The organism is Segetibacter sp. 3557_3 (assembly GCF_004354985.1).
GTDB lineage: Bacteria > Bacteroidota > Bacteroidia > Chitinophagales > Chitinophagaceae > Segetibacter.
On the sequence record NZ_SMSK01000009.1, the window covers coordinates 185636 to 208719 of the forward strand.

The window sequence follows — 23084 nt, forward strand, 5'->3', positions numbered from 1 at the left end:
TATCGTGTACACATGTCTAATTACCTCAACTAAGAGTTGAGCAGAATTTTCAGACATAGCTTTCCAGGTCAGCAGGAAACCCATTTTTGAATCTCCTGCTGGCAGCACGAATAATCTTGTTTTTTGAATATGCTGTGTCGATACTTATTTTGAAGCGTTCACTTCAAAAACATCCTTTACACAACTAAAGGGATCGTACACTTCGTATACGGTTTTGCCCGCAGGAGCAACAACGTTGATGTTTCTGGTTGTTGCGGTGCTTTTGTTCCATTTATAATTACCCACGAAGGAAGCCTTAAGTGTGAGGCTTTGTCCCTTTTTAACCCGCAGGATATGTGTTTTGTTTACGTTTTTCATCATGGTAAAATGATCCCTTATCTGACCGTCGGCGCTGATGAATTTGAGGTCAAGCCGATTGTCTTCCACTTCTACCATAGAAGCTCCGCCAAGGTTGTTGAAAGAATAAAACATGGCATCATGGGGATAGGTTTCCTGGTGTCCGCCCTGTGCTCCCGCCGAGCCCGTAACCACATAAACAGTGCCTTTATTATTTGCCGAATCCTTGATGTAAGGACAACCGTTTTTGCTTCCATCGTAAAGTGCGGTTGATGTACTCAGGTTATGCTTTTCTTCGCTAAAGCTTGCTTCCATGCCGAAATGATTGTTCATTAGTTTAGACCTTTCGTAAACATGGCTATGCCCACATAATACCAAGTCGACCCCGTAACGCTCAAGTATGCGGATAAAGTTTTCCCTGATTTTTACAAGCTCTGTTTCCCGGTCTGAATTGTGAGAACCCATCGTGTATGGGGGATGATGCCAATAAGCAATCACCCACTTGCTGCTCCGGTTTTCAATTGCTTCAAGGTCCTTTTTGATCCATTGAACCTGTGCACCCAAGGTGTCCGACATCCGGGTTATGTTGTCTTCTTTACCATAAGAGTCAAGGGATAAAAAATGCGCATTGCCGATATCGAATGCGTAAAAAGCCTGCGTATTTGATGCAACACCACCCGCTTCGCCCTGGGTAGGCATGGAAAAGTTTTGGTAATAGGCAATATCGTGCGACGCTTGTGCCGACGATTTAAACCGGTACAGATCATTGTAATCATGATTGCCCGGTGCAGGGAATAACGGGTACTTGCGCAACAGATTATCCTTGTAAACATTAAAGAATTTTTGCTGAAACTCGGGGTCTGTACCGCTCGAATATGCGTTGTCGCCAAGCAGGATCCAGGAGTCCATGTGCTTGTCGCCAAGGTACTTTATCACCTGGTCCCTTACATTGCGCTGGTTGGTTGAGTTGTTCCCGCAATCGCCGAAAACACCGATCCGGTAGGACCCTGTTGCACCCGGTGCAGGTAAGGTTACAAAGTAATTTTCAGCACCTGATTGTAAGGTATCGCCCATTCCGCCACCAATGCCATAGTAGTATTTGGTGTGTGGCGACAAACCGGTTAACAGCACTTTATGTTCAAAGGTCAAAGACGTATCCTCCGCAAGCAGATCTAGTTGCCCAGGCGCAGCGCCATAATTAACAACACTGCGGGTAAGCGCATCAGTTCTCCACCGCACCATGATACTTTCGCTCGTCGCAACCTGCAAATAGGGTCCTCTTAGTAAGCCCGCGGTAACTGTTGGCTTCCGTTCCGCCTGGGGTACTTTTACCTTTTTGGGTGCTGATGTATCCTGTGCTATTCCCGGTGCAGATGCGACTGCTCCCATGATGATCATCAACACTAATAACCTTTTCATTATAAACGTTTGTTTTATTGTTGAACTTGAAAATGAGCAAGTCTTTTAACTGCCCTATTTAACTAACCGGCGAGCCTTTCGTAGCGTCTATACCGTAAAAAAAATTGATGGAAGAAAGTTTTTCGATTGTGCTATAAAAGCTAAATGAAGATGATAGTAATCCCTGGAAATTTTTACAAATGAAATGCATATCCCATCCTCCTGATGCATTCCTGCGTTAAGTAATCTTTATGCATTGTGCCTGCTTTATTCTATCGGCAATTCGATGGTATCGGTTAACGATTCAATAAACTGGATGATATTCTCCATTTCTTGACTGGTGAGGTTCAGGGGCAATGGCGATAGTGTTTGATTCCCAATGTTCAACCCAATGCCTTTTCCACCGCCTTTATTGTAAAAGTCCAACACTTGTTCCAGGCTACTGAATGATCCATTGTGCATATACGGGCCAGTGACAGCAGCGTTGCGGATTGTGGGGGTTTTAAAAGCACCCTGATAAAACGAAATGGGAACAGTATTGTATCGTCCGCTATCCGTATCTGGTTGTGGTTTGTCGAAGTTTGCGGTACGCGGGGTTCCAATTACTTCAATTTCGGTTTTGTTGTACGCTGGTGGCATTAGCCCGTTAAACAGCGGTGCAAAGTGACAGGTGCCGCATTGCGCCTTACCCATAAAAAGATTGAAGCCATTTATTTGCGCATCACTCATGGCCGTCCTGTCTCCCTGGAGATATTTGTCGAAGGCGGAGTTGCGCGGATTTAACGTCTGTACAAATGCAGCAATGGCTGTTGCAACTTCCCCTGTTGTTATCTGGCCCTTTACTGCTTTCGGAAAAGCACGGTTGAATAGCACTTTGTAATCCTTGTCCTGCTCAAGGCTTGTAATCATCTTCGTTTCATCACCATTCATTTCATCAGGATTTAGCAGTACAGACCTGATTTGTTCGTCAAGGGTTTTTGCGCGACCCTCCCAGAATTGTTCATATTGATAAGCCGAATAAAGCAAGGTTGGGGCATTTCTTTTAAGGTTGGAGTGGCCGTTAAAAGCAAGGCTTGTTGGCAAACCATCAGCAAAATGTTTCGCAGGGTTATGACAGGTTGCACAACTGATCTTGTTGTTGCCGGATAGTAAGGTTTCAAAGAACAATTTTCTACCCAAACCAATCATGTCCTTACTGGCTTCCTGCTTACCACCAAATGCACTGATATGAATCGCATCAGTACTAAACAGGTTGGCCGAAAGGTTATTCACAATACTGTCTGCAGTACTCAATTGTAGTTTCAAATCACGTATTAAAAGGCGCAGCGAGCGCTGGAGTGGCAAGGCATAATCCGTCAGGAAAGCCAGCCTGTTGAACCTATCAAAGTCGTTATGATTTGTAAGGTATTGCAGGCTACCAGCCAGGTAATACTTTACGCTGTCGCCGCCTGCCGCTAAACCGAGGTACGGCTGCAATACCGCGGCTACCCCGGTCATTGCGGCATACGACTCTTCAATCCCGGACTTTAGCCGGGGTGCGTCAAATCCCGTGATACCAAGTGTATAAATGCGAATGAGTTCAACATCTATGCTCTGCAGGATCCCGGCGTCGTTAGTGTTGAAATTGAACAGCAGCGATTGTATATCGCTTGCTGAAGAACTAATCACTTCAACATCTTCAAGTAGTTGTTGTTTCAGTAATGCCGAAGCAGGTTCATAGAGTATGGATTCAATCACCTGCAAACCTGTGGGTGTTTCCCACTCCATAAAAGGCTCCTCCACTTCAACTTCGGGCGAACCATTGTATAGTATGGCAGAACTTGGGAAGAAATAAGCCAGGAAAAATTCAATCTTTTTATAGGACAGCCGGCATAAACGCAGTTCAGCCCTGGCCCTGGTTAACGTCGCAGAATCGCTGGTGTCTATAGCGACAATTGCATCTTTAAGCCCCTTTACGGTTTCTGAAAACTTTTTTGCCTCAACTCTAAAATAAGGGACCATCGTTTCATAGCCGACCGGAGCGCCCGAAGGTGCTTTCAGGCTAACCAGCACTGTGCAGCAGAAAGCCAGGACCAGGATACTAATTATAGAGCGCATGATTTAAAAAGGTTGAACCCGGGCGATGCTGATGAGGTTACGATTGTTGAAGGCATTAAAATGACCCTACGATGTAGGTACAAGTGCTATTGTAAGTTGAATAAAAAGGCTTTCATGTCAGCATCCGGGTTGGTCTGGTAAGCCGCTAATTTGTTGATGTAATATGCCCGAACCGCATTCCAACGGTAGTATGGAAACGTATCGGTGTCAAGTCCATCTATCCCAACTTCGCTTTCATTTAAAAGAAATTTGATCAGGTATTGCTGACTATTTTTTTGTTTGTAAAGGATCCATTGAATGTTGGCACTTAGCGGAATTATATTAGCGGGTTGCCAAACCGAATCAATTTGTTGATGATGGGCCGCCACTGCTGAAGCACCCTTTAGCGAAAGCAATGCTGCGAAAGGAGATATCGCTTCTGCATGGCTAAATCGTAAGGCAGCTACGTTTTTACCCGTATTGATGTATTCATCTGTCGACCTGATAAAATCTGCTAACAATGGAACGGCGATTTTTACCTGTATTCCGTTAAGGTCGAGCCCCGGCCCCTTGGTGAAATAATCTTTTGCGGCGTCGAGCCGGGCTAATATATCCAGTTCCGTACAGGTAAAAAAAGAGAGGAAGTCCAGCGCTCTTGTTTGCGCGTTATAAATTTTGGCTTCTGCTGATACCGACGGAACAATCATTGCAAAACCGTAAACATCATCGGTGAATTTTGTAGAATTGATTTTGTGAGCGGACAAAAAAGTTGCATCGAACATCTTGCCTGTAAAAGCTCTACTGATCTGCAGAAACGCATATTCGTTTTCAAGTTCCGACAATGCAGACACCCAATTACCTTCATCGGCATAGCGGGTATATGCAGGCGACAGGTCGTAAAAACGAAGGTGTTCATCATCTGTGTCAATCCTGAAAGCCTTTGTTGATGGCGCCTTCTTTTTGAGGCCCGAAACAAATGCATTTGCACTTTGCAGTGTTCTTACCTTATTGGTCACGGCAATGGTTACAGAATAGTCTTTTTTAGAAAATAGTTCCGGGTAGTTGGTTACCATTCTTGCACCAATATCATGTTGCTCTTTTCGGCCCAGCATCGATATATTGTTAACACGACCATTTTCGATTTGGTCTAAACGATCCACCATCTTAAACAGCAACGTTCCGTCGGGTGTGAGCGCCCCCAGGCTGTCCGCCTTTCGCAATATATCGTAAGCATAGGTCGTCTTTACGGCTTTGGTAAGGTGCCGGGCACCATGCCTGCCAACATAGTTTATAAAAGCGGCTTTGTAATCTTTAGGAGGTTGCGCGTATACTTTTTGTTGCGGAGTGTACAGGGTTTTCGTGCCATACGATAGGTTGGCACAAGGCTGGCACACACAAGAGGCAGATTTAAAAAATGCGATAAGAAGCAGCCAGCGGGTATAGTTCAACACAATGTTGTTTGAAAGGGTTTTTACCGGGGGAATTATGAGATACCATTTATCCGTAACGATGAGGAGCCAAAGTAATGTAGATTAGGAGAACAAGCAGCATTAAGTAAATGTTATGTGCACCTGCATAGATTAAGCCTTTGATTCAAAACCTGCGTTTTGCTGTGCTTTTTTTGACTCCGGAAGGTGATGTATAATGAGGCATTCTTGGCCGCCCGGCTGCGCCAGCCGGCGGGGCTCCGTTCAATCATTGCCACACAGAGGAGGCAAGTTCCCCTTCCGCAAAATAGCAGATACTTTTTTAGGCTGAACAACCCTGTACGAAAGAGCCCTCAATTACTAACCTGCTTGTCTTTGAAGGCCGGTTCACCTGAATGTGCGATTAGCCCAATGGCGCGCAGGAGCACACCAAATATGAAGATAGATACCAGGCAGGATACAAAGCCATCAACAGAAAACACAGAGAAAGCGGCATAGAATACCACGATTGCCGTGATAGATGTATTAAACGCATTTTGCTTTTCAAGATTAAAAGCGTTGATACCGGAAAAGCGGATAAACAGCAGTAAAGCAAGCAAAATCACGGATATCCGAACGGTGATTTGCAGCCCGTTTAGTTCGATAGAACTACCTATATATTGATTGTACAATTCAAAAAAAAGTGCTTTCATAGAACGGTAATTTTAGCGATGCAGAAAACGATTAGGAATTCTGCCCGTATGCATTATGACTTAGGTGTGAATGAATGCAAATATTGGCGGGTTGCATTAACCTATTGTCAACACTGCATTAAGTCAATATTATGCTTACGAAAATTGTAATAGTCACCTTGTTAGCGCAAGGCAGTTCATGTAAGCTTATCAAACATAAAGGGACGGTGCAAATAAAACCAGCGTTCAGCAAAGCGTTGCCGTACAAGCGAGCGTGGCAAGGATGCCCGGAAGCAGAGTAAAGCCGGTCACCAAAAAAATATTGTTGGTCGACAATGTTAAGATAGCACCTCGCATAACCCATTAAATGTGCTAGTACAACCATGGGCAAATGCGAATCATACCACCTACCCTTGTTTGAATGCGCCACCGGCTTTGCAGTATACACTAACCTCGTTTACCTGGATGAAGGATGGTACTGATAAGTGAACATGCCTTGCATGCAGATCGGGGGTCGTAAATGGCCATCGCACCGCTCAGTTCAGAAGCCTCACGGAAGCGGTAGAATGAAAGCGGGAAAACTACCTTTAACAATACGACAATCCAACAACAAGAGCACATTTAGCATAGGTTTGCAAGGTCAAATAAGATCAACTTATCCATAAAGTAAGCTATATGAAAATCGTCGTCATGTGTTTTGCAGTGCTAATGGCAGTCTCGCATACAACGTTTGCGCAGGCAAAGCAAAAAGCGCCAAAGGAAAATAAAGAAAGCAAGTCGCCTACAAAGTATACCTGCGAAATGGACCCTGATGTGGTAAAAAGCAAACCCGGCAAATGCACCAAATGTGGGATGACACTGGTTGCCGTGAAAACGAAGAAAGCGGCTGAAAAAACAGCCCCAAAAATGTAGGCCATTCCCCATCCGGGTTGCTTAAATGGGTTTATTGAGGAACTCCTGTTCCGGGATTGGGGTATATGCAAGCATTTAATTGATTTACCTTCTTCGCACAGCATTGTGTGCGTTTTCGCGCGGGGTAATGTGTGCACTTACACATATAACGGGGAACACATGTGATTAATTTAACGCGCAACGGCACAATAAATATTATCAAAAAAGGAAATGTTCTTCTAGTCACAAATGGTTCTGCGCCGATTATTTAACAGTGGTAGTCATTAATATAGACTACCTTAGATTGATCACTCCGAAATTACCTTTCTTATTCCTGTCACCAGCTTTACCTGGAATCAATTAGCATTAAATTATTACTGAAGTAGTCATTTCGATTACACTTTAGATTCCATCATAGTGTCAATTTATAATTATGAAAAAGTTTATTCTATTATCTACCCTGTTATTGGTTTTATCAGGTTCCGTAACGTACGCTCAAAAATATAAAAACGGTTCTGACACCGTAAAGCTCAATAAAGAACTGGTGAAAGTGCATAACGACATTGCAGAGCTTACTTCTGAACTAACCATTGCCCGGAACAACTTGCCGGCTATTCAATCCAAAGCCAGCAGCGCGGGGACAGATGCACAGGATGCAGCAGTCTCCAGCAGCGACCAGGCATCAAATGCCGTTCACGGGAGTGTAAAAGATGCAAGAAAAGCCAAGCGGAAGGCGAAAAACGCGCTTGGTGAAGCTAAGGATGCAAGATCGGCAAACAACAATGTTGACGACCAAATTAAAAAGATTGCAAAACTCACCACGCAATTGGATAAAAAGACCCAGCGGTTGAAAGAGCTCGAAACCATTCGCACCGCTATTAATGCACAGATCTCCGCCCAGGTACAGCAATAATTAAATCTTTATCAGCAGTTCACCAGGTGAAGTACTTCATTTTGACTGTAATTAAGAAATTCGATCGATGTTCTCTTTCCAGCAGAACGAGAGCTATAGCAATGGTATTCTTGTGTCCCTTCTATTTTGATTGGGTGAATACTCGAAATGTGTAACATTTATTTTCCTCTCATACAAATTTGGCTCTTCTAACTATCGACTGATATGCCTGATAAAACACCCGAAATTCAGGATTAAGGAAAGCTTGGCCCATAATCTTTGTCCAATGCGATCGACCTCCGTGTTTTAAGCTCAATAATACATTCATTAGTGGCATCGGGTGCTAAGCAGGTGTCCTCACAGTTGCTCAACGTAAACCATCCCGATCAACCCACCAAGTGCCACGTTTAGCAGGAAGTTTTGATCATTGTTGGGGCCATTTGTTTTTACCTGGCCATCCAAGTTAACGTCAGCCACATGGTATTGATTTGACTTTACAAGGGAGATCGAACCGCCCAGCCCGACATTCTGGATCATGTCCTGGTCGTTGAACGGGCCATTAAACTTAAGGTTGTTGTTTGAATTTGCATTTCCCGCGCGCATGGCCCATACCCCACCAACCTGGACTGTTGAAGTGTAAGTTTGATTGCAATAACTCTGCGATGCAGCGGTGGTAAAATCATGACTTGCATTTCCGCTGGTAAAATCAAGGGGTGATGGTGTTCGCACGGCCAGGTGATTGCGGTGCCTGATGGTAATATAATACGCTCCCCCACCCACTTCATTAAATTGAATACGGGTAGTAATTCCGTCCAGGTCTACCAATACCCCGTCTTTTCTTACAAAGGCTGCTCTTCGTACGGTGATACCCGGCAAAGCTGGACCAGTTAACTCAACCATTACCCAGTCCACGATTTCCGGGTGTTGGTCAAATAGTACAGGCAGCACTTTTTCAGACCCAGGGTAATTTCCAAATGAACCCATATTATAAGGCTGATGTGTTGCATGGCTTTGAAGTATACGAAGTTCAATTAGCTTATTGGTCATGGTTCCGGCTGATGCCTGGTAAGCACCCTGCAAAAATACCTTGCCGCTAAATTCAACGGCCATCAGGGGTGGCGGCGGTAGTTGACCAATGGAATCGGGGCGCGTCTCCCCAACCGCCCTATTAGGGCTCGTACCCCTTTGTAGGACGGTCGTTCCTGTGACTACAGTAATGAATGCAGATGCAAATAAGGACAGTAGTAAACAAATCGAGGGTAACCTTGGATTCATGATATTGGATTTCAAGCCTAATGGCAAGTCCAAACATCAACCCACCGCCAAGGCCACGATAAAACGCCATTTCGCCCAGATTATTGGTGGATGCAGCCATAAGATTTCTTGTGCTTGCTGGATGGAAAACCCCTTGTTTAACCAGAGGCTATGTTCCGCTGCCTTCTACAAGAGCATTGTGGAACATTTGGTGAAAGGAACTGCAGAACATTGCTGTTATAGCATGGGGTGTACCCACTTGATAATAGCCTCAATAAAACAGGATGACATAGCTTGAAGGGGGCGCAATATGGGGCTGCAAATCACAATTACAACATGGTTTAAACCGGTATATAGAAATGTTCGCTTTGTATTGAAAAGTGATCATTATAATTTCTCTAACCCTGATCCGGTTAAACCAAAGAGGGAAGTCAGTGGGTATTTTTGTCTGAATCTCCAAAGCAGGAGCAGTAAATACTGGTTGATGGATCTTCCATCTTTGCGAAAATGGGCTTTAGTTGCTAATTCTGTGCTGGCGCATTGAAGCTGCAGATTAAGATGTTTCATCAGGGCCGCCTCAACCCTTGTTTACTGTTAAGCAGCAATGAGAATGCATGCGTTAGACAATAGTTAAAAGGGGAAGAAAGTGTGCCTTTGTCTTGATATAATCAGATGAAAATAATGGCAATTAAAAACATCTTAAAATTTCCGCCTATAAAAATTCATTCATTAAAAGCCCCTGAAAATGGGGAATTATATCCCAAAAAAGTCCATTTATTGGTGTTCAGACACTAATTTCGAATAACTTTCGTTTTTACAAGCTAATATCCAGCATTTCCCCCTTTTTCTAAACCCGTGTTGCTTACGAAAACAGCCCCCATTGTTTTTTGAAAAGATCCTCTGCCTCATCCATCCAAAATGGGATTGAGAAGGGCGAAGCCATAAAGGCTAACCATACTGTTATTAGAATTTGATGTTCAATTATCAATTTACGATGTTCTGAAATTCAAATTATAATCACGAAAATGGGATAGCAGCGCAACGAATTTCCTGTTGCCATCATCTATTGTGCCAATCAACCACCTCAACGTTTATATGTCAACCTATATAAGGTATTGTTTTACCATCTCCATCCTGGCCCTTGTGCTAGCCTGCGGTACCTCCCGGAAAATAAATCACGACTATGTTTATTTTAATCGTGGTGCGGACACCGTAAATGCACAACAACAGGAAACCACGATACGACCAAATGACATCCTAAGCATCCAGGTGGCCAGTAAGACACTTAACCAGGAGCAGGCATCAATTTTCAATCTACCGAATAGTAATGGTGCTGCACAGGGTTACCGGGTAAGTCAGTCAGGGCTAATTGAATTTCCCGTCATCGGAAGTGTAAACGCATCCGGCCTCACCAGGGAACAACTCCAACAGCAACTTGCCCAAAAGCTCACCGACTACGTAAAAAATCCATCCGTTTTGGTGCGGTTACTTGAGTTTAAAGTAAATGTGCTTGGTGAAGTACGCCTGCCGGGAACCAAAAAGTTTACCGAGGACCGGGTAAGCATCATCGATGCACTCAGCGCCGCTGGTGATTTAACGGATTTCGGTAAACGGGACGATGTGACAATAATCCGTGAAGAAAATGGAAAACAGATATTTCACAAAGTGGATCTAAGAAATAAAGACATTTTTGAATCTCCTGTTTACATCCTTCAGCCCAATGATGTCGTGTATGTAGGTCCTAACAAAAACAAATTAAAGAATCTAAGTGTTGATCCCGAAGCGCAGCGAAGAACAAGTTTAATTTTTTCAATCGTGGGTGTCGTTATCAGCATAGGCACCCTCTTCATATTTGCATCTAACTAGTTTATGAACAAACAGGCTAACGGCTTATTTGGGGAAGCAACCACCGACACTTCTGTAAGGGAATTATTTGCAAGATACCTTGCAAAATGGCCCATTTTCGTGGCATGCCTCGCTATATGTATCGGCACCGGCCTCTTTTACGTGCGGTATACGGTACCAAAGTACCTTTCTACCACATCCTTTCTGATTAAGGGAGCAGAAGGCGGAACACCAAACTCCGCTGATATCATCGAGATGGCGCTTAGTGGAAAAAGAGAAATAAACATCAACAATGAAATACTACTGATAGGTTCACCAGACTTGATGAGTCGCACCGTAGCAAAACACCAGTTCAATGTTGTTTATGTAAAGAAAGGCACGCTACTAAATGTAGAGATTTATAAAGACGCACCGTTTACTGTAACCGCGAAAAATCTGACGGATAGCAACCGTTCCACTATTTTCAGTGTTGACGAAATACAGGAGTCCGGTGGCACCATTTCTTATGGAGAGGGTGATAAAAAACAAAACAAGGGATTTAAATGGCAAACACCATTCGTTTTAAACAAGCAAACTTTTGTACTCTCACCAACAGGTCAAATTGTGCCGGGAGATGGCGATTACCTCGTCAGTTGGCTACCCATACAACAGGTAACCGCTAGCCTGCTGGGAAATTTGAGCATTAAATCATACGACATCAAAACGAGTGTGATTGAATTATCGATAAAAACCGAAAATCTTCAGAAGGGAAAAGATATCCTCAACGCACTTTTTACCGAATTTAACCAGGCGGATATTGAAGAGCGGAAGCGGCTTTCTGTAACAACTGTTCAATTTATCGACGACCGGCTCCTGAATATTTCCGGTGAGCTTAAGGGGGTTGAAGGGAACCTTGAAAGCTACCAGGGAAGCAGGCAGATCATAGACATCAAAGGACAATCTGCCCAGTCACTTGAAAATGCCAACGAAGTTTCAAAAAGCATAAAGGATCTTGCCATCCAGCAGGGAGTTGTCCGTATGCTACGCGACTATTTTGCCAACCCGGCAAACAGCGGCAAACTTGTCCCCTCCTCACTGGGACTGAATGATGGCACCCTCGCTTCGCTTATCGTTCAATATAACGAACTCCAGCTAAAGCGGGAACGGGAGACACCTTTGGTTGCACCAAACAGCACGGTAATGCAGGATCTTAATGGTCAGCTTGCTAGTCTTAAAAGCAGCATCCAGGAAAGCCTGAACAACATCAGCAAAAACCTACAACTGCAACAAAATAGCTCACAACAACAAAACAGCCAATACCGGAACTTTCTCGCCTCCGTGCCACAGAGTGAACGGGTATTACAGGAAATCAAAAGAAAACAGGGCATTACCGAAGGCTTATATCTTTACCTGCTACAAAAAAGGGAGGAAGCCGCTATATCCAGTACATCCTCCAGCGTTCCCCATTATAAACAAATTACAATGGCTACCGGTTATGGACCTGTAGAGCCGAATGCCAGGAACATCATATTATATAGTTCACTGTTGGGCTTCTTTGTTGCTTTCGGAATTATCTACGTTGGAAATCTATTTAATGATAAAGTTACTCGTAAAGAAATTGAGCAGCAACTGTCGATTCCTATTTTGGGAGAGATTACATATGTAAACATGAAAAACAAACATGTAATCAATGTTTTAAGTCGTACACAGCTAGGGGAGCAACTCCGCAGCATTCGTACGAATCTTTCGTTTTTAAACCAGAGTCAACCTCCAAAAGTGATACTGGTTACTTCTTCCGTCGGTAGCGAAGGAAAAACTTTTGTGAGCTTGAATCTCGCAGCAGTGCTTGCGACACCAGGAAAAAAGGTAGCTCTCGTTGAATTGGATCTGCGAAAACCGTCAATGACAGAAACACTCCAATTACCCACTAAGTCAGGCATTACAGACTACCTTCAAGAAAAAACCGGGATTTTGTCAGATTTGTTTCACGTTGTTGAAGGAGTCCCAACATTACACCTGTACCCTGCTGGGAACATTCCAGAAAATCCAGGAGATTTATTACTGAGTGCAAGAATTGAACAGCTACTTTTTGAACTCAAATCCACTTATGACTATGTAATTATTGACTCAGCGCCGGCCACACTTGTAAGTGATGCCTTTGTATTAGGGAAATATAGTGATGCGGTCTTATACGTTATACGTGAACTATTCACCTCCAAAAAACAACTTAAATTTATCGAGCAAATTGTTACCGACGGAAAGGTCATGAATGTCGCTGCAATAATTAACGCCGCAAAACCTTCTCGTGAAAAGAATTACTACGCATAAAATAAGCATTGTAAAATCGAAATGGACTTACCTAATCAGAGCTATATATTAGTTGAAGAATGTGCATCGACTACCAAACGAATTAGACGTTATAATTAAAGTCTTTGAAATTGCTTAAGCAAGAAACAAAAAATTTATTAAGTAACATCAAGCTTGTCAAATTACTTGAGTGGGGTAAACTCGTGTCTATAACAGGCTCGGCTCAGCTTCTTATACAAGCATTTGGCCTTTTAAGTGGCATATTGGTAATACGATTACTTCCAACGAAAGAATATGCTCTTTACACTTTAGCAAACACAATGTTAGGCACGATGATCATTTTTGCAGACGGGGGTATCAGTACAGGCATTACAGCGCATGGAGGAAAAGTTTGGTTGGATCGGCAGAAATTGGGCGCAGTTTTGGCGACGGGGCTTGATTTGCGACGGAAGTTTTCGATTATCAGTTTAAGTGTGTCAGTACCGGTGCTAGTGTATCTTCTCCTGCATCATGACGCGTCTTGGATGACTTCAATCTTTATCGTTTCTTCATTGGTCCTAGGTTTTTTTGCAGCTTTGTCTGACTCACTGCTGGAAATTATTCCTAGACTCCATCAGGAAATCATTCCATTACAGAAAAATCAATTAATTGTCGGAATTTGGCGTTTAGTATTGTCGGTGTTGTTAGTCATTGTATTTCCTTGGGCATTCATTGCAATTCTAGCAGCAGCCGTCCCTAGGATTTACGGCAACATACAATTACGTAAAATCGCTATGGGCTTTGTGGATGAAGCAAAGCCAGATACTAGAATTCGAGGTGAAATACTCGGTATTGTTAAACGAACCATGCCGGGGCTTATATATTACTGTGTTTCCACTCAACTAACTATTTGGTTCCTTTCCATTATGGGGAGCACAACATCGATAGCGCAAATAGGTGCATTGGGGAGGGTAGTGATGTTGTTAAACATTTTTGGCGTGACATTTACAACTATTTTGATACCTAGATTTGCTAGACTATCAGAAGAAAGCGGACAAGTAGCAAAACGATTCATCTTGATAGTCTTATTGTTTGTCTCAGTTTGCATAATCTTTATAGGAGCAACCTATGTATTCTCCAACCAAATCTTGTGGGTTTTAGGTCCAGCTTATAAAACTATGAATTACGAATTGCTGCTATACCTGTTTGGCTCGTGTGTTTTTCTTTGCACAGGCTTTATCTATAATTTAATTTCAAGCAGAGGTTTAGTTCTAAATCCACTCATATATATTACTTTTAGTTTAGTTGCGATAGTAACTGGAGTTCTAATTTTTGATATTTCCACACTAATAGGAGTCCTTTATTTTAATCTTTATGTCTCATTAATTCAATTGTTGATGTATATCACGTATTCATACGTTAAAATCATTAAAACAAGAAAACTTACCTGACCGTCAGGGTAATTATAATATTGAACCAGATGTCAGATAAAATACTATTTAGCATAGGAATTCCTGCGTATAAAAGTAAATTTCTAAAAGAGTGTATCGATAGCATACTAACGCAAACCTGTGAAGAATTCGAACTTATTATTATAAATGACTTTTCGCCAGACCCTATTGATGAAATCGTTGCAGCTTATCAAGATAGGAGAATTCGATACTTTAAAAATCAAAAGAACATTGGCGCGGAAGGGGTGGTTGATAATTGGAACAGATGTTTAAGCCTTGCTTCAGGGGATTTTTTCGTACTAATGGGGGATGATGACTCTATGCAGAAGAATTACCTTGAAGAATTTCAGAAACTCATTTTGAAATATCCAAAACTAGATGTATATCACTGCCGCTCCAAGTATATCGATGAGGCCTCTGTTGCTTTTGGCTTAAGTCAGTCCTGCCCGGAATATGAAACTACGCATAACTATCTTTGGCATTGTTTCAGTTCAAAACGAGATCAATTTGTCTCAGACTTCGTTTATCGTTCAAGCGTTTTAAAAGAAAAAAACGGGTTTTATAAGATGCCTTTAGCATGGACAAGTGACTTTCTAACCGCATTCATTATGAGTGGCGATAAAGGAATTGCTTATATACACCTTGCGTTATTAAATTATAGATTTTCTTCTTATAACATAACTGCCACCGGCAGTTTAGACCTTAAAAGGCAAGCAACAATCTCTTTTGAAAATTGGGTTAGGAATTTTCTAAAAGACCTGCCCAATAATGAAGAAGATAGAATTATATATCCCCTTCTTCGACAAGCTTTTAATAAGGCTTGCAGAGAGCACAAAAGGAACTTTATCCGCCAGAACTTTCAGGTTAATGGCATATCTGGGCTGATGCATATTCTCACCAATAAAAGATCATATCAACTTAATCTGAAAGACATAATTGATACCATTGCAATCGCATTGATAAACCATTTGGTTGAGCAAAAGAAAACGGATTTAAATGAATTGTAAACCGATCCTTCTCAACTTAGCTAATTGGTGTTGATTTAACAAGTGACTAAGCGACTTTGGATACGCCCGATTATAAGTAAAAACGGTTGAGGCTAGGCGTGATGGTAACCCAAATTGAACATGAATGGTTGTTAGCGTTGGTTGCCTCTGGTTCCCTTCCTTGTATAATTACGACGATGGCTTAAAATGAGATACCAGTTGATGCAGCCCGATAAGAATATATTATGACGAGTTTTCCACAATATTCGAATACAAAGAAAATAATTGTTCTTACACCAGTCAAAAATGAGGCATGGATTTTAGATCGTTTTTTACAGGTGTGTAGTAGATTTGCGGACCACATCCTTATAGCAGACCAGAAATCAACAGACGGATCAATTGAGTTGTACTCAAAGTATTCAAAAGTTACACTTTTGATTAATAATGATCCAGATTATGATGAAGCAACCAGGCAGATGTTACTCATCACCACTGCACGTCAGCAATTCGGCATCGGCAATATCTTACTAGCCATAGATGCAGATGAGCTTTTGGCTGCCAATGCAATTTACACTTCCGATTGGGAAAGAATGCTGAGAGCTCAGCCGGGAACAATACTTTATTTTGAAAAGCCTACGTTATATAAAAGCACAAACAATGTTATACGTTACGATGGGGGAGGATGGCCATTGGGCTATGTAGATGATGGAGCAATTCACACTCCTGCCGAAATTCATAGTACGAGAATTCCTACACCAAACTACGCTACCAAACTATATTTAGACGAAATCAAATTTATTCATTACGCCTTGGTTAGATTAGATGCGCAAGCATCTAAGCAGAGAATGTATAGCATGGTCGAAAATATAAAAGGAACTAAAAGCTTACGCTTGCGAATAAAAGCTTACAATTCGTCGCTCGACTTTACAAATGAAGGGGACAGACATGAAACTCCAAATACATCTTGGTTTATTGGATGGGAAAAAGAAGGTATAGACATGCACACAATCCCTACCTCTGCCTATTACTGGTACGATTACGAGGGGTTAAAACTATTTCGTAAATATGGCGTGAAACGTTTTGCGCTCGACGACATCTGGAACTTTGATTGGGAAGGTCTTCGTTTAGCAGCAATAAAAGAGAACTATCCATTTACTCCCGAGGCCCCAATCAAAAACCCCAGGCCTTTAACAAGGAAACTTATCGCGTTTATTTTGACAAATATAAATCAAGTTTTATCGGCTTGTAAAAAATTAAGACAACTAAGGTAATTGTTATGAAGAAGTTGAGCGGCTACATGATATATGCAGATAATGGTAATATTTCTGATGTATTGTTAAGTTTTTGAAAACATGTGGACAGCCATTGTTCGAGGGATCACCTTGCAATTTCCTTTATAAAATTACAGTAGTGTATTTCTGACGCGTCTAGACCAGAATTGCATTAAGTTAATTGGAAAACAGCCCTTTCAACATTCGTATTTTTGTAATCCAATACCGAAAGATAAGGCATCCGATGACATTGCCACTTTGTAGAACATTCCTACAAACAGTACAATTGCGTGAACACCTTTGAAAGTGGATCTTCTTAGATATTTGACGAAGAGACCTCAACAAAATACGAAGTTATTAGACTCATGTATAAGCATCTATCTACAAAGAAGATCAATTTGTAAGCAAGTACAAACTAAGATAAAGGGTTTAATTGTTATCGGTCACCAGTTTTGACGTTAAAAAACTTTAAGATACATACTCAAGTAATTTTTTTATTGCAATGAAAGTTGGATTTTATTTTGATGCATGCCATATACTGGATTTCTCGAACGAAAAGTTTGAAAGAGGAGAACTTGGTGTAAGTGGAACAGATTCGTCCTTTTTACGAGTAGTTAGAGAGTTGGCAAAAAGACCCCAGTTCGACGTGCACTTGTTTGCTAATGGAATTACGTCCTTCTCTAGTGTGAACTTAATTGCAGTTTCAGGAATAGATCAGGCAATAGAGTCTAGCAAAAAAGTGAACGTTGAAGTCTTGATTCTAAATGATCTTAAAAACCGAGAAAGAACTGAGCTTATGCTTTCGAAAGCTGAACTACTAGGCGTGAGTTTAGTGATTTGGGCACATAATCCTGTTGAAACTTTGGATAGCTACTCGAAAAGTATTGCTGTCAGAAAAATAATTTACGTCGAAACTTTTGACTTGCACCAAACAAGACATAAAAGCGGGTTCTATAAAGGTGTGGTAATTCCAAATGGAATAGAAAAAGATGTTTATGTAAAAAAAGAGATAGAACTACCTAATAGCTTAGACGTTCTGTACTTAGGCTCTTTGACTCCAAGCAAAGGTTTTCATCACTTGGCTAAAGCTTGGAAAACAATATTAAAAGAGATACCGGAGGCACGATTAATAGTAATCGGGAGTGGTAAGTTATATAACAATCATGCAAAGTTAGGCCACCTTGGGATCGCTGAAGATAGATATGAACTCGAACTTGCGCCTTACATCGGAAGCGAGAAACAAGATCTTAAAACTAATCGAATCGAATGCTTTGGACTCTTAAACAGAAATGAAGTTATTGAACTCATCAACAAATGCAAAGTAGCTTGTATAAACCCAAACACTTGGGGCTCCTTAGAAAGTTGCAGTGTGAGTTCATTGGAAATACAGTTGTCCGGGGTGCCGATTGTAGCAGGAAAGGCAGGTGGCAACCTAAACACTATTTTAAATAACAAAACAGGATTACTGGTTGAAAATCCGGATAGAAACCTACCCAAAGCCATAATAAGGTTATTACGAGACGATGAACTAAACCTGGAGATGAGAAAAGCGGCTCGCGCATACATCTTACAAAAGTACGAGTTAAATTCTGTAATTAATCTATGGGTAGACTTCCTCGTGAAATTAAAACAAGGTCAAGAGTTTAAGTTCCCACAAATAACATCTGAAGTTGCAAGCCCTAAACTATACATAAAGGAGGCAATAAGATTAGGCAATAGGATACTCGGAAGAAAATTTTACTAACTGTTACATAACAACCCCAAATTACCACCCAAAAACACTTTAAGTATACGCAATTCTAAGATAAAGCTTGAGAGATCATCATTTTGTTTCTCCAAGCAGCCGCTGTAATTATTGCTCAAGCATCTATCTGACAATTTGATCTACAAAAAAGAAAATGCATCTAAAGCAAACGTTTTGTTTCGAAAGTTTATGAAACATAATTGGTCTAGTCTAGTAAATTGTTTCATCTATGAGAATTCTCTTTATATGCGGTTCGCTTGAACCTGGCCGTGATGGTGTTGGTGATTATACACAAAGGCTTGCAGCACAATTAACTCTTGCTGGCCATCAAATTGGTCTTATCGCTCTAAGTGACAATTATCAACTTCTTCCTCTTAGATTTAAAAATAGCGATAAACAAATAATTCGTTCTATGCTTAGGCTTCCTAGATCTTTATCAAGGAAGGCACGCCTTGCGCTCGCAAAAGAATTCATTGACGATTTCAATCCTAATTACTTGAGCCTTCAATTTGTACCATTTTCTTTTGACTCCAAAGGGCTACCCTTTGCTTTGCCGCACTTCCTCAAATTGGTTGGAGGGAAAAGAAAGTGGCATATCATGTTTCACGAGTTGTGGTTGGGAATGGAGATTGGAGCTTCTTTAAAATATAAGGTTTGGGGTTACGTTCAAAAATTGATTATAAAAGATTTGGTCATAAAACTTAAACCCGTCATTATACATACTCAAACTCTTATTTACATAGAACAACTTTTGAATATCGGGATCGCGAGCCACCACCTGCCTCTTTTTGGAAATATACCTAATGTAAATGCTGAACCCAACGATTCGATGACGGAAAGAATAAGGAAGGCAAGTTACCGCAAGGAGGTTTCGTTTATAATATTTGGGGGAATACACATCGGAGGTCCTGTCCAGGAGTTTGCAACAGAAGTTGCACTATATCAAGCAAACTCGGGCATTAGAGTTTCACTGACTCTGATCGGACGTTGCGGAGCTGGACAACTTGCATGGAAAAATGCATGGGAAAAGGAAGGTCTAAGGGTCATCATCCTAGGGGAACAGTTGCCAGGACGGATTTCTACTGAACTAAACGCAGCAACGATTGGCATAGTCACAACTCCCTATTTGCTAGTAGGCAAAAGCGGTTCAGCTGCTGGAATGATTGAACATGGGCTACCTGTACTTTGTGTTTCAAAGAAGTGGGAGGTCCGTGGCACAAACAACTTGGAACTGCCACCAGAGGTGGAAGAATATAAAAAAGGCAATTTGGAGCAGTTTATATCCACAAAGACCAGATCCGGCGACCGTATAAAGATTTCACAAGTAGCAGAACTTCTTTTAAATAACCTTTTAACTTCATAATGCAATGGCAAGCCTACGCTATCTTTGGCTCAACCGCGCGCAATTCTCCCTAGGTTCCGTGGATTTTTTCCGTGCTTGGGGCAAACGATTGTTTGCTTTACCCGAACTCTTGATAAGAAATTCGCGACGAAGAAAATTGATTAGCAAGGGAGCTGTAATACACGAAACCGCAGAAATTGGCGAGGTAAGAATTGCAGGAGGGTTCAAATATTTGTCCGTTGGCAGGCAAACCTTTTTAGGCCGTATCAAAATGAACATTCATGAGAGAGTCGCTATTGGTAACAACGTTTGTATAAATGATGGTGTCGAATTATTAACGGCTTCTCACGATGTCTGTGATCCCAATTGGGGGCAGGTTAAGGCCGCCATCTTTATTGAAGATTATGTTTGGATCGGAACAGGTGCAATGATACTTCCCGGCGTCAGGATAGGAAAAGGTGCCGTAATTGGAGCAAGGGCTGTAGTGAGCAAAACAGTAGCACCAGGGCGAATAGTCGTAGGGAACCCTGCAAAGGTTCTTGATCGAAGCAGGTCTGACAAATTAAGTTATAATCCGTGTGAGTTCCTGGCAGCTAACCGGGCATGGTTGATAGGTTGATAATAAAGTTCAAAGAATTATGAAAGTAATAATATATCATCCTCAAGGAAACAACAATGTGCGTGAGTCGGCGTTAGGTTTGGCTGAGGCTGGACTTTTACACGAGTTTCACACATCTATAGCATGTTTTCCAGGTTCCTTGCTAGACAGAATTGGGAGTATACCGTACTTATCAGAGATTCGAAGGCGAAAGCTAGATGTATGCCTAAAGCCTTTCACGAAAACATCTCCGATTTTTGAGTTAGGGAGAGTGCTCTCATTGAAAGCTGGCATCAAACAACTATTACGCGATGAGACAGGTATATTTTCGATTGATGCAGTCACAAAAAAACTTGACAAGAAAGTTGCCGCAATCGTAAAAAAATCAAATAAGAAACTCTTAAGCGTATATGCTTATGAGGATGGTGCATATTCTACATTTATGGAGGCAAAGCGGCGGGGGCTAACCTGCTTCTACGACCTACCTACAGGATACTGGAGGGCCAAACTAGCGATTTTGGATGAAGAAAGTAAATTGTTTCCCAATTGGAAGAATACAATGCCGGGCTTAACAAACTCAATTAAAAAATTAAATATCAAAGACGAAGAAATCAAACTGGCCGATCGAATATTTGTAGCCAGTCAATTTACAAAAACTACTCTACAACAATTTCCAGGCAAACTACCCAAGATCCAAATTATTCCTTACGGCTTTCCTCCTGTCGGTTCGCCGAAAAATTACATCAAAACAGCTAAAGGCTGTCCTTTGAAACTGCTCTTCGTCGGCAGCCTTTCGCAACAAAAAGGAATAGCCAACCTTTTTGAGGCAGTAGACTCGCTTGTCCCTGAAGTAAGTTTAACGGTTATTGGGTCAAAGCCGACGTTTGACTGTTCAATTTTGGATGTTGAACTATCAAAGCACCGCTGGATACCTACTTTACCCAACCAACAGATATTACAAGAAATGAGAGATCATGACATACTCGTCTTTCCAAGTGTATTTGATGGCTTTGGTCTTGTTATCACAGAGGCTATGTCGCAAGGAACACCTGTTATTGCAACCTATAATTGTGCGGGGCCGGATTTAATTGAAAATGGGAAGAATGGCTGGTTAGTTCCCGCCGGCTCTACTGATGCACTGCGAGATAAGATCCTTGAGCTACTTAAATCGCCTAGTTCAATTGAATGCGTTGGAATTGAAGCACGGGAAACTGCACGTCAACGCCCTTGGAAGGCTTATAGAGAAGAATTGTCCAAAGCACTCCGTAATAATCACTAACGCATCGGCTAATCTTTTCGGGAACAAATCGATTAAAAAAACAAATTTTCCTTTCCCGTGCGATTTTAGGTTATTTACAAAGCATAAGCTTACACATAAATAAATTCTTTTTGAAAGAAATCGTTTTTATCAATTCACATCCCATTCAATACTTTGCTCCGCTTTACAATTACATGAATGAAAAGGGTGTAAAAACCAAAGCATGGTATTGTTCTGACGAGTCAATACGTGGTGGCTTAGATCAGGAGTTTGGCGTTCACTTGAAATGGGATATCCCTCTCTTGAACGGATATGAATACGAGTTTTTTAAAAATTACTCTTGGAAACCGTCTCATTCGAACGGATTTTTTGGCCTCGTAAACCTTGGCATGGTTTGGAAAGTTCTTCGTATACCTAAAGCAGTTATAATTGTTCATGGCTACCATTATTTCACGCACCTCTTGATCCTTCTTGTAGCAGGATGGAAAAGACACAAAATCTGCCTTAGGGTTGAGTCACCGCTGACTCACGAAAGATTAAAAAGAGGATGGAAAACATGGTTAAGGATAATTTTCTTGAAGCATTTTGTCTTTCGAAATGTTGACTACTTCCTATACATTGGTACACAAAACAAGCTTTTCTATAAGAGTTATGGCATACCCGATAATAGACTTGTTTTCTGTCCTTATTCCGTTGATAATGATCGCTTTCGTAAAGAGCGGATTAAGCTTGAGCGGAGTCTATTTAGTTTGAAAAACAACCTGGGTATTCCAATACAAGACAAAGTAATAATCTTTTCTGGAAAGTACATACCTAAAAAAAATCCTATAGATGTCCTAAGAGCTTTTCACATTTTAAACAGTCCAGAATGTTGGTTGATTATGGTTGGCGACGGCGAATTACGAAATCAGTTAGAGGAGTACATAAATAAGTTCGATCTCAAACAAGTCATTCTCACTGGCTTTGTTAACCAAAGTATGGTATCAGAGTATTATGCCATCGGTGATGTTTTCGTTATGTGTTCTTCAGTAGGGGAAACATGGGGACTCGCTGTTAATGAAGCTTTGAACTTCAACTTGCCTGTCATTGTTTCCGAATTAACAGGCTGTTCTCAAGACTTGGTGATAAATGGTGATAATGGGTTTATATATGAAACTGGTGACGTACGTCAACTTGCACAAAAGCTAAAACAGGTGCTTTTCGAAAACACATTAACACGATGCACTTCGCCGGAGGAAATACTTAAGACTTATAGCTATGACCAAATTATTCAGAACTTGAAAGGTCTCACAATTTACCCGTAATTGATAGTAGCAAATCTGTCCAAATAAGCTTGAGTACAGCGGTGAGACGACAAATAAATGTGACTGCTGAGCGGT

Annotated in this window: 17 protein-coding genes; 12 read left to right on the forward strand and 5 right to left on the reverse strand. The window is 41.5% G+C overall.

Annotation, left to right across the window (positions count from 1 at the left end; genetic code table 11):
• Nucleotides 1-144 precede the first annotated feature (144 nt).
• From EXU57_RS14905 to EXU57_RS14920, 4 genes are all read right to left on the reverse strand, one after another.
• Nucleotides 145-1755, reverse strand: coding sequence for a purple acid phosphatase family protein (locus EXU57_RS14905; RefSeq protein WP_243745606.1), 1611 nt, complete (start codon nt 1753-1755; stop codon nt 145-147).
• A 246-nt stretch (nt 1756-2001) separates the two neighbouring features.
• Nucleotides 2002-3831, reverse strand: coding sequence for a cytochrome-c peroxidase (locus EXU57_RS14910; RefSeq protein WP_207955487.1), 1830 nt, complete (start codon nt 3829-3831; stop codon nt 2002-2004).
• 86 nt (nt 3832-3917) lie between these two features.
• Complete coding sequence (locus tag EXU57_RS14915; RefSeq protein ID WP_165958158.1) at nt 3918-5204, reverse strand: histidine-type phosphatase; 1287 nt, start codon at nt 5202-5204, stop codon at nt 3918-3920.
• Nucleotides 5205-5590: 386 nt separating this feature from the next.
• Entirely contained in the window at nt 5591-5929 is a 339-nt protein-coding gene (locus tag EXU57_RS14920; protein WP_133269023.1) for a hypothetical protein, read from the reverse strand.
• Between the two features lie 654 nt (nt 5930-6583).
• Between EXU57_RS14920 and EXU57_RS14925 the strand changes: the two genes are divergently transcribed.
• Together EXU57_RS14925 and EXU57_RS14930 are read left to right on the forward strand one after the other, a co-directional pair.
• The gene (locus EXU57_RS14925) at nt 6584-6820 is read left to right on the forward strand and encodes a heavy metal-binding domain-containing protein (RefSeq protein WP_133269024.1); all 237 of its coding nucleotides are present in this window, start codon (nt 6584-6586) and stop codon (nt 6818-6820) included.
• Nucleotides 6821-7232: 412 nt separating this feature from the next.
• Nucleotides 7233-7712 carry a hypothetical protein gene (locus EXU57_RS14930; protein WP_133269025.1) on the forward strand — a complete coding sequence of 160 codons (480 nt, stop codon included), beginning with the start codon at nt 7233-7235 and terminating at the stop codon, nt 7710-7712.
• Between the two features lie 336 nt (nt 7713-8048).
• Here EXU57_RS14930 and EXU57_RS14935 read toward each other — a convergent pair whose 3' ends face one another.
• Nucleotides 8049-8966 (reverse strand): hypothetical protein, encoded by a 918-nt coding sequence (locus EXU57_RS14935; RefSeq protein ID WP_133269026.1) that lies wholly within the window; start codon nt 8964-8966, stop codon nt 8049-8051.
• A 1074-nt stretch (nt 8967-10040) separates the two neighbouring features.
• Between EXU57_RS14935 and EXU57_RS14940 the strand changes: the two genes are divergently transcribed.
• The 10 genes from EXU57_RS14940 to EXU57_RS14985 all read left to right on the forward strand — a co-directional run bounded on the left by EXU57_RS14940 (nt 10041) and on the right by EXU57_RS14985 (nt 23009).
• Nucleotides 10041-10811 (forward strand): polysaccharide biosynthesis/export family protein, encoded by a 771-nt coding sequence (locus tag EXU57_RS14940; RefSeq protein ID WP_133269027.1) that lies wholly within the window; start codon nt 10041-10043, stop codon nt 10809-10811.
• Nucleotides 10812-10814: 3 nt separating this feature from the next.
• Complete coding sequence (locus EXU57_RS14945) at nt 10815-13097, forward strand: exopolysaccharide transport family protein (protein WP_133269028.1); 2283 nt, start codon at nt 10815-10817, stop codon at nt 13095-13097.
• Between the two features lie 104 nt (nt 13098-13201).
• Nucleotides 13202-14506: a lipopolysaccharide biosynthesis protein gene (locus tag EXU57_RS14950; RefSeq protein ID WP_243745607.1), complete on the forward strand. Its 1305-nt coding sequence runs from the start codon at nt 13202-13204 to the stop codon at nt 14504-14506.
• Nucleotides 14507-14535: 29 nt separating this feature from the next.
• Nucleotides 14536-15513 carry a glycosyltransferase family 2 protein gene (locus tag EXU57_RS14955; protein ID WP_133269029.1) on the forward strand — a complete coding sequence of 326 codons (978 nt, stop codon included), beginning with the start codon at nt 14536-14538 and terminating at the stop codon, nt 15511-15513.
• A 224-nt stretch (nt 15514-15737) separates the two neighbouring features.
• Nucleotides 15738-16763 carry a glycosyltransferase family 2 protein gene (locus tag EXU57_RS14960; protein ID WP_133269030.1) on the forward strand — a complete coding sequence of 342 codons (1026 nt, stop codon included), beginning with the start codon at nt 15738-15740 and terminating at the stop codon, nt 16761-16763.
• 502 nt (nt 16764-17265) lie between these two features.
• Complete coding sequence (locus tag EXU57_RS14965; protein ID WP_133269031.1) at nt 17266-18507, forward strand: glycosyltransferase family 4 protein; 1242 nt, start codon at nt 17266-17268, stop codon at nt 18505-18507.
• Between the two features lie 229 nt (nt 18508-18736).
• Nucleotides 18737-19870, forward strand: coding sequence for a hypothetical protein (locus EXU57_RS14970; protein ID WP_133269032.1), 1134 nt, complete (start codon nt 18737-18739; stop codon nt 19868-19870).
• Nucleotides 19871-20006: 136 nt separating this feature from the next.
• Entirely contained in the window at nt 20007-20468 is a 462-nt protein-coding gene (locus tag EXU57_RS25825) for an acyltransferase (RefSeq protein ID WP_317130033.1), read from the forward strand.
• A gap of 19 nt (nt 20469-20487) precedes the next feature.
• Nucleotides 20488-21726, forward strand: a complete 1239-nt coding sequence (locus tag EXU57_RS14980) for a glycosyltransferase family 4 protein (RefSeq protein WP_133269034.1) — start codon at nt 20488-20490, stop codon at nt 21724-21726.
• Nucleotides 21727-21836: 110 nt separating this feature from the next.
• A complete protein-coding gene (locus tag EXU57_RS14985) occupies nt 21837-23009 on the forward strand; it encodes a glycosyltransferase family 4 protein (RefSeq protein WP_133269035.1) in 1173 nt (390 codons plus the stop codon).
• Nucleotides 23010-23084 lie beyond the last annotated feature (75 nt).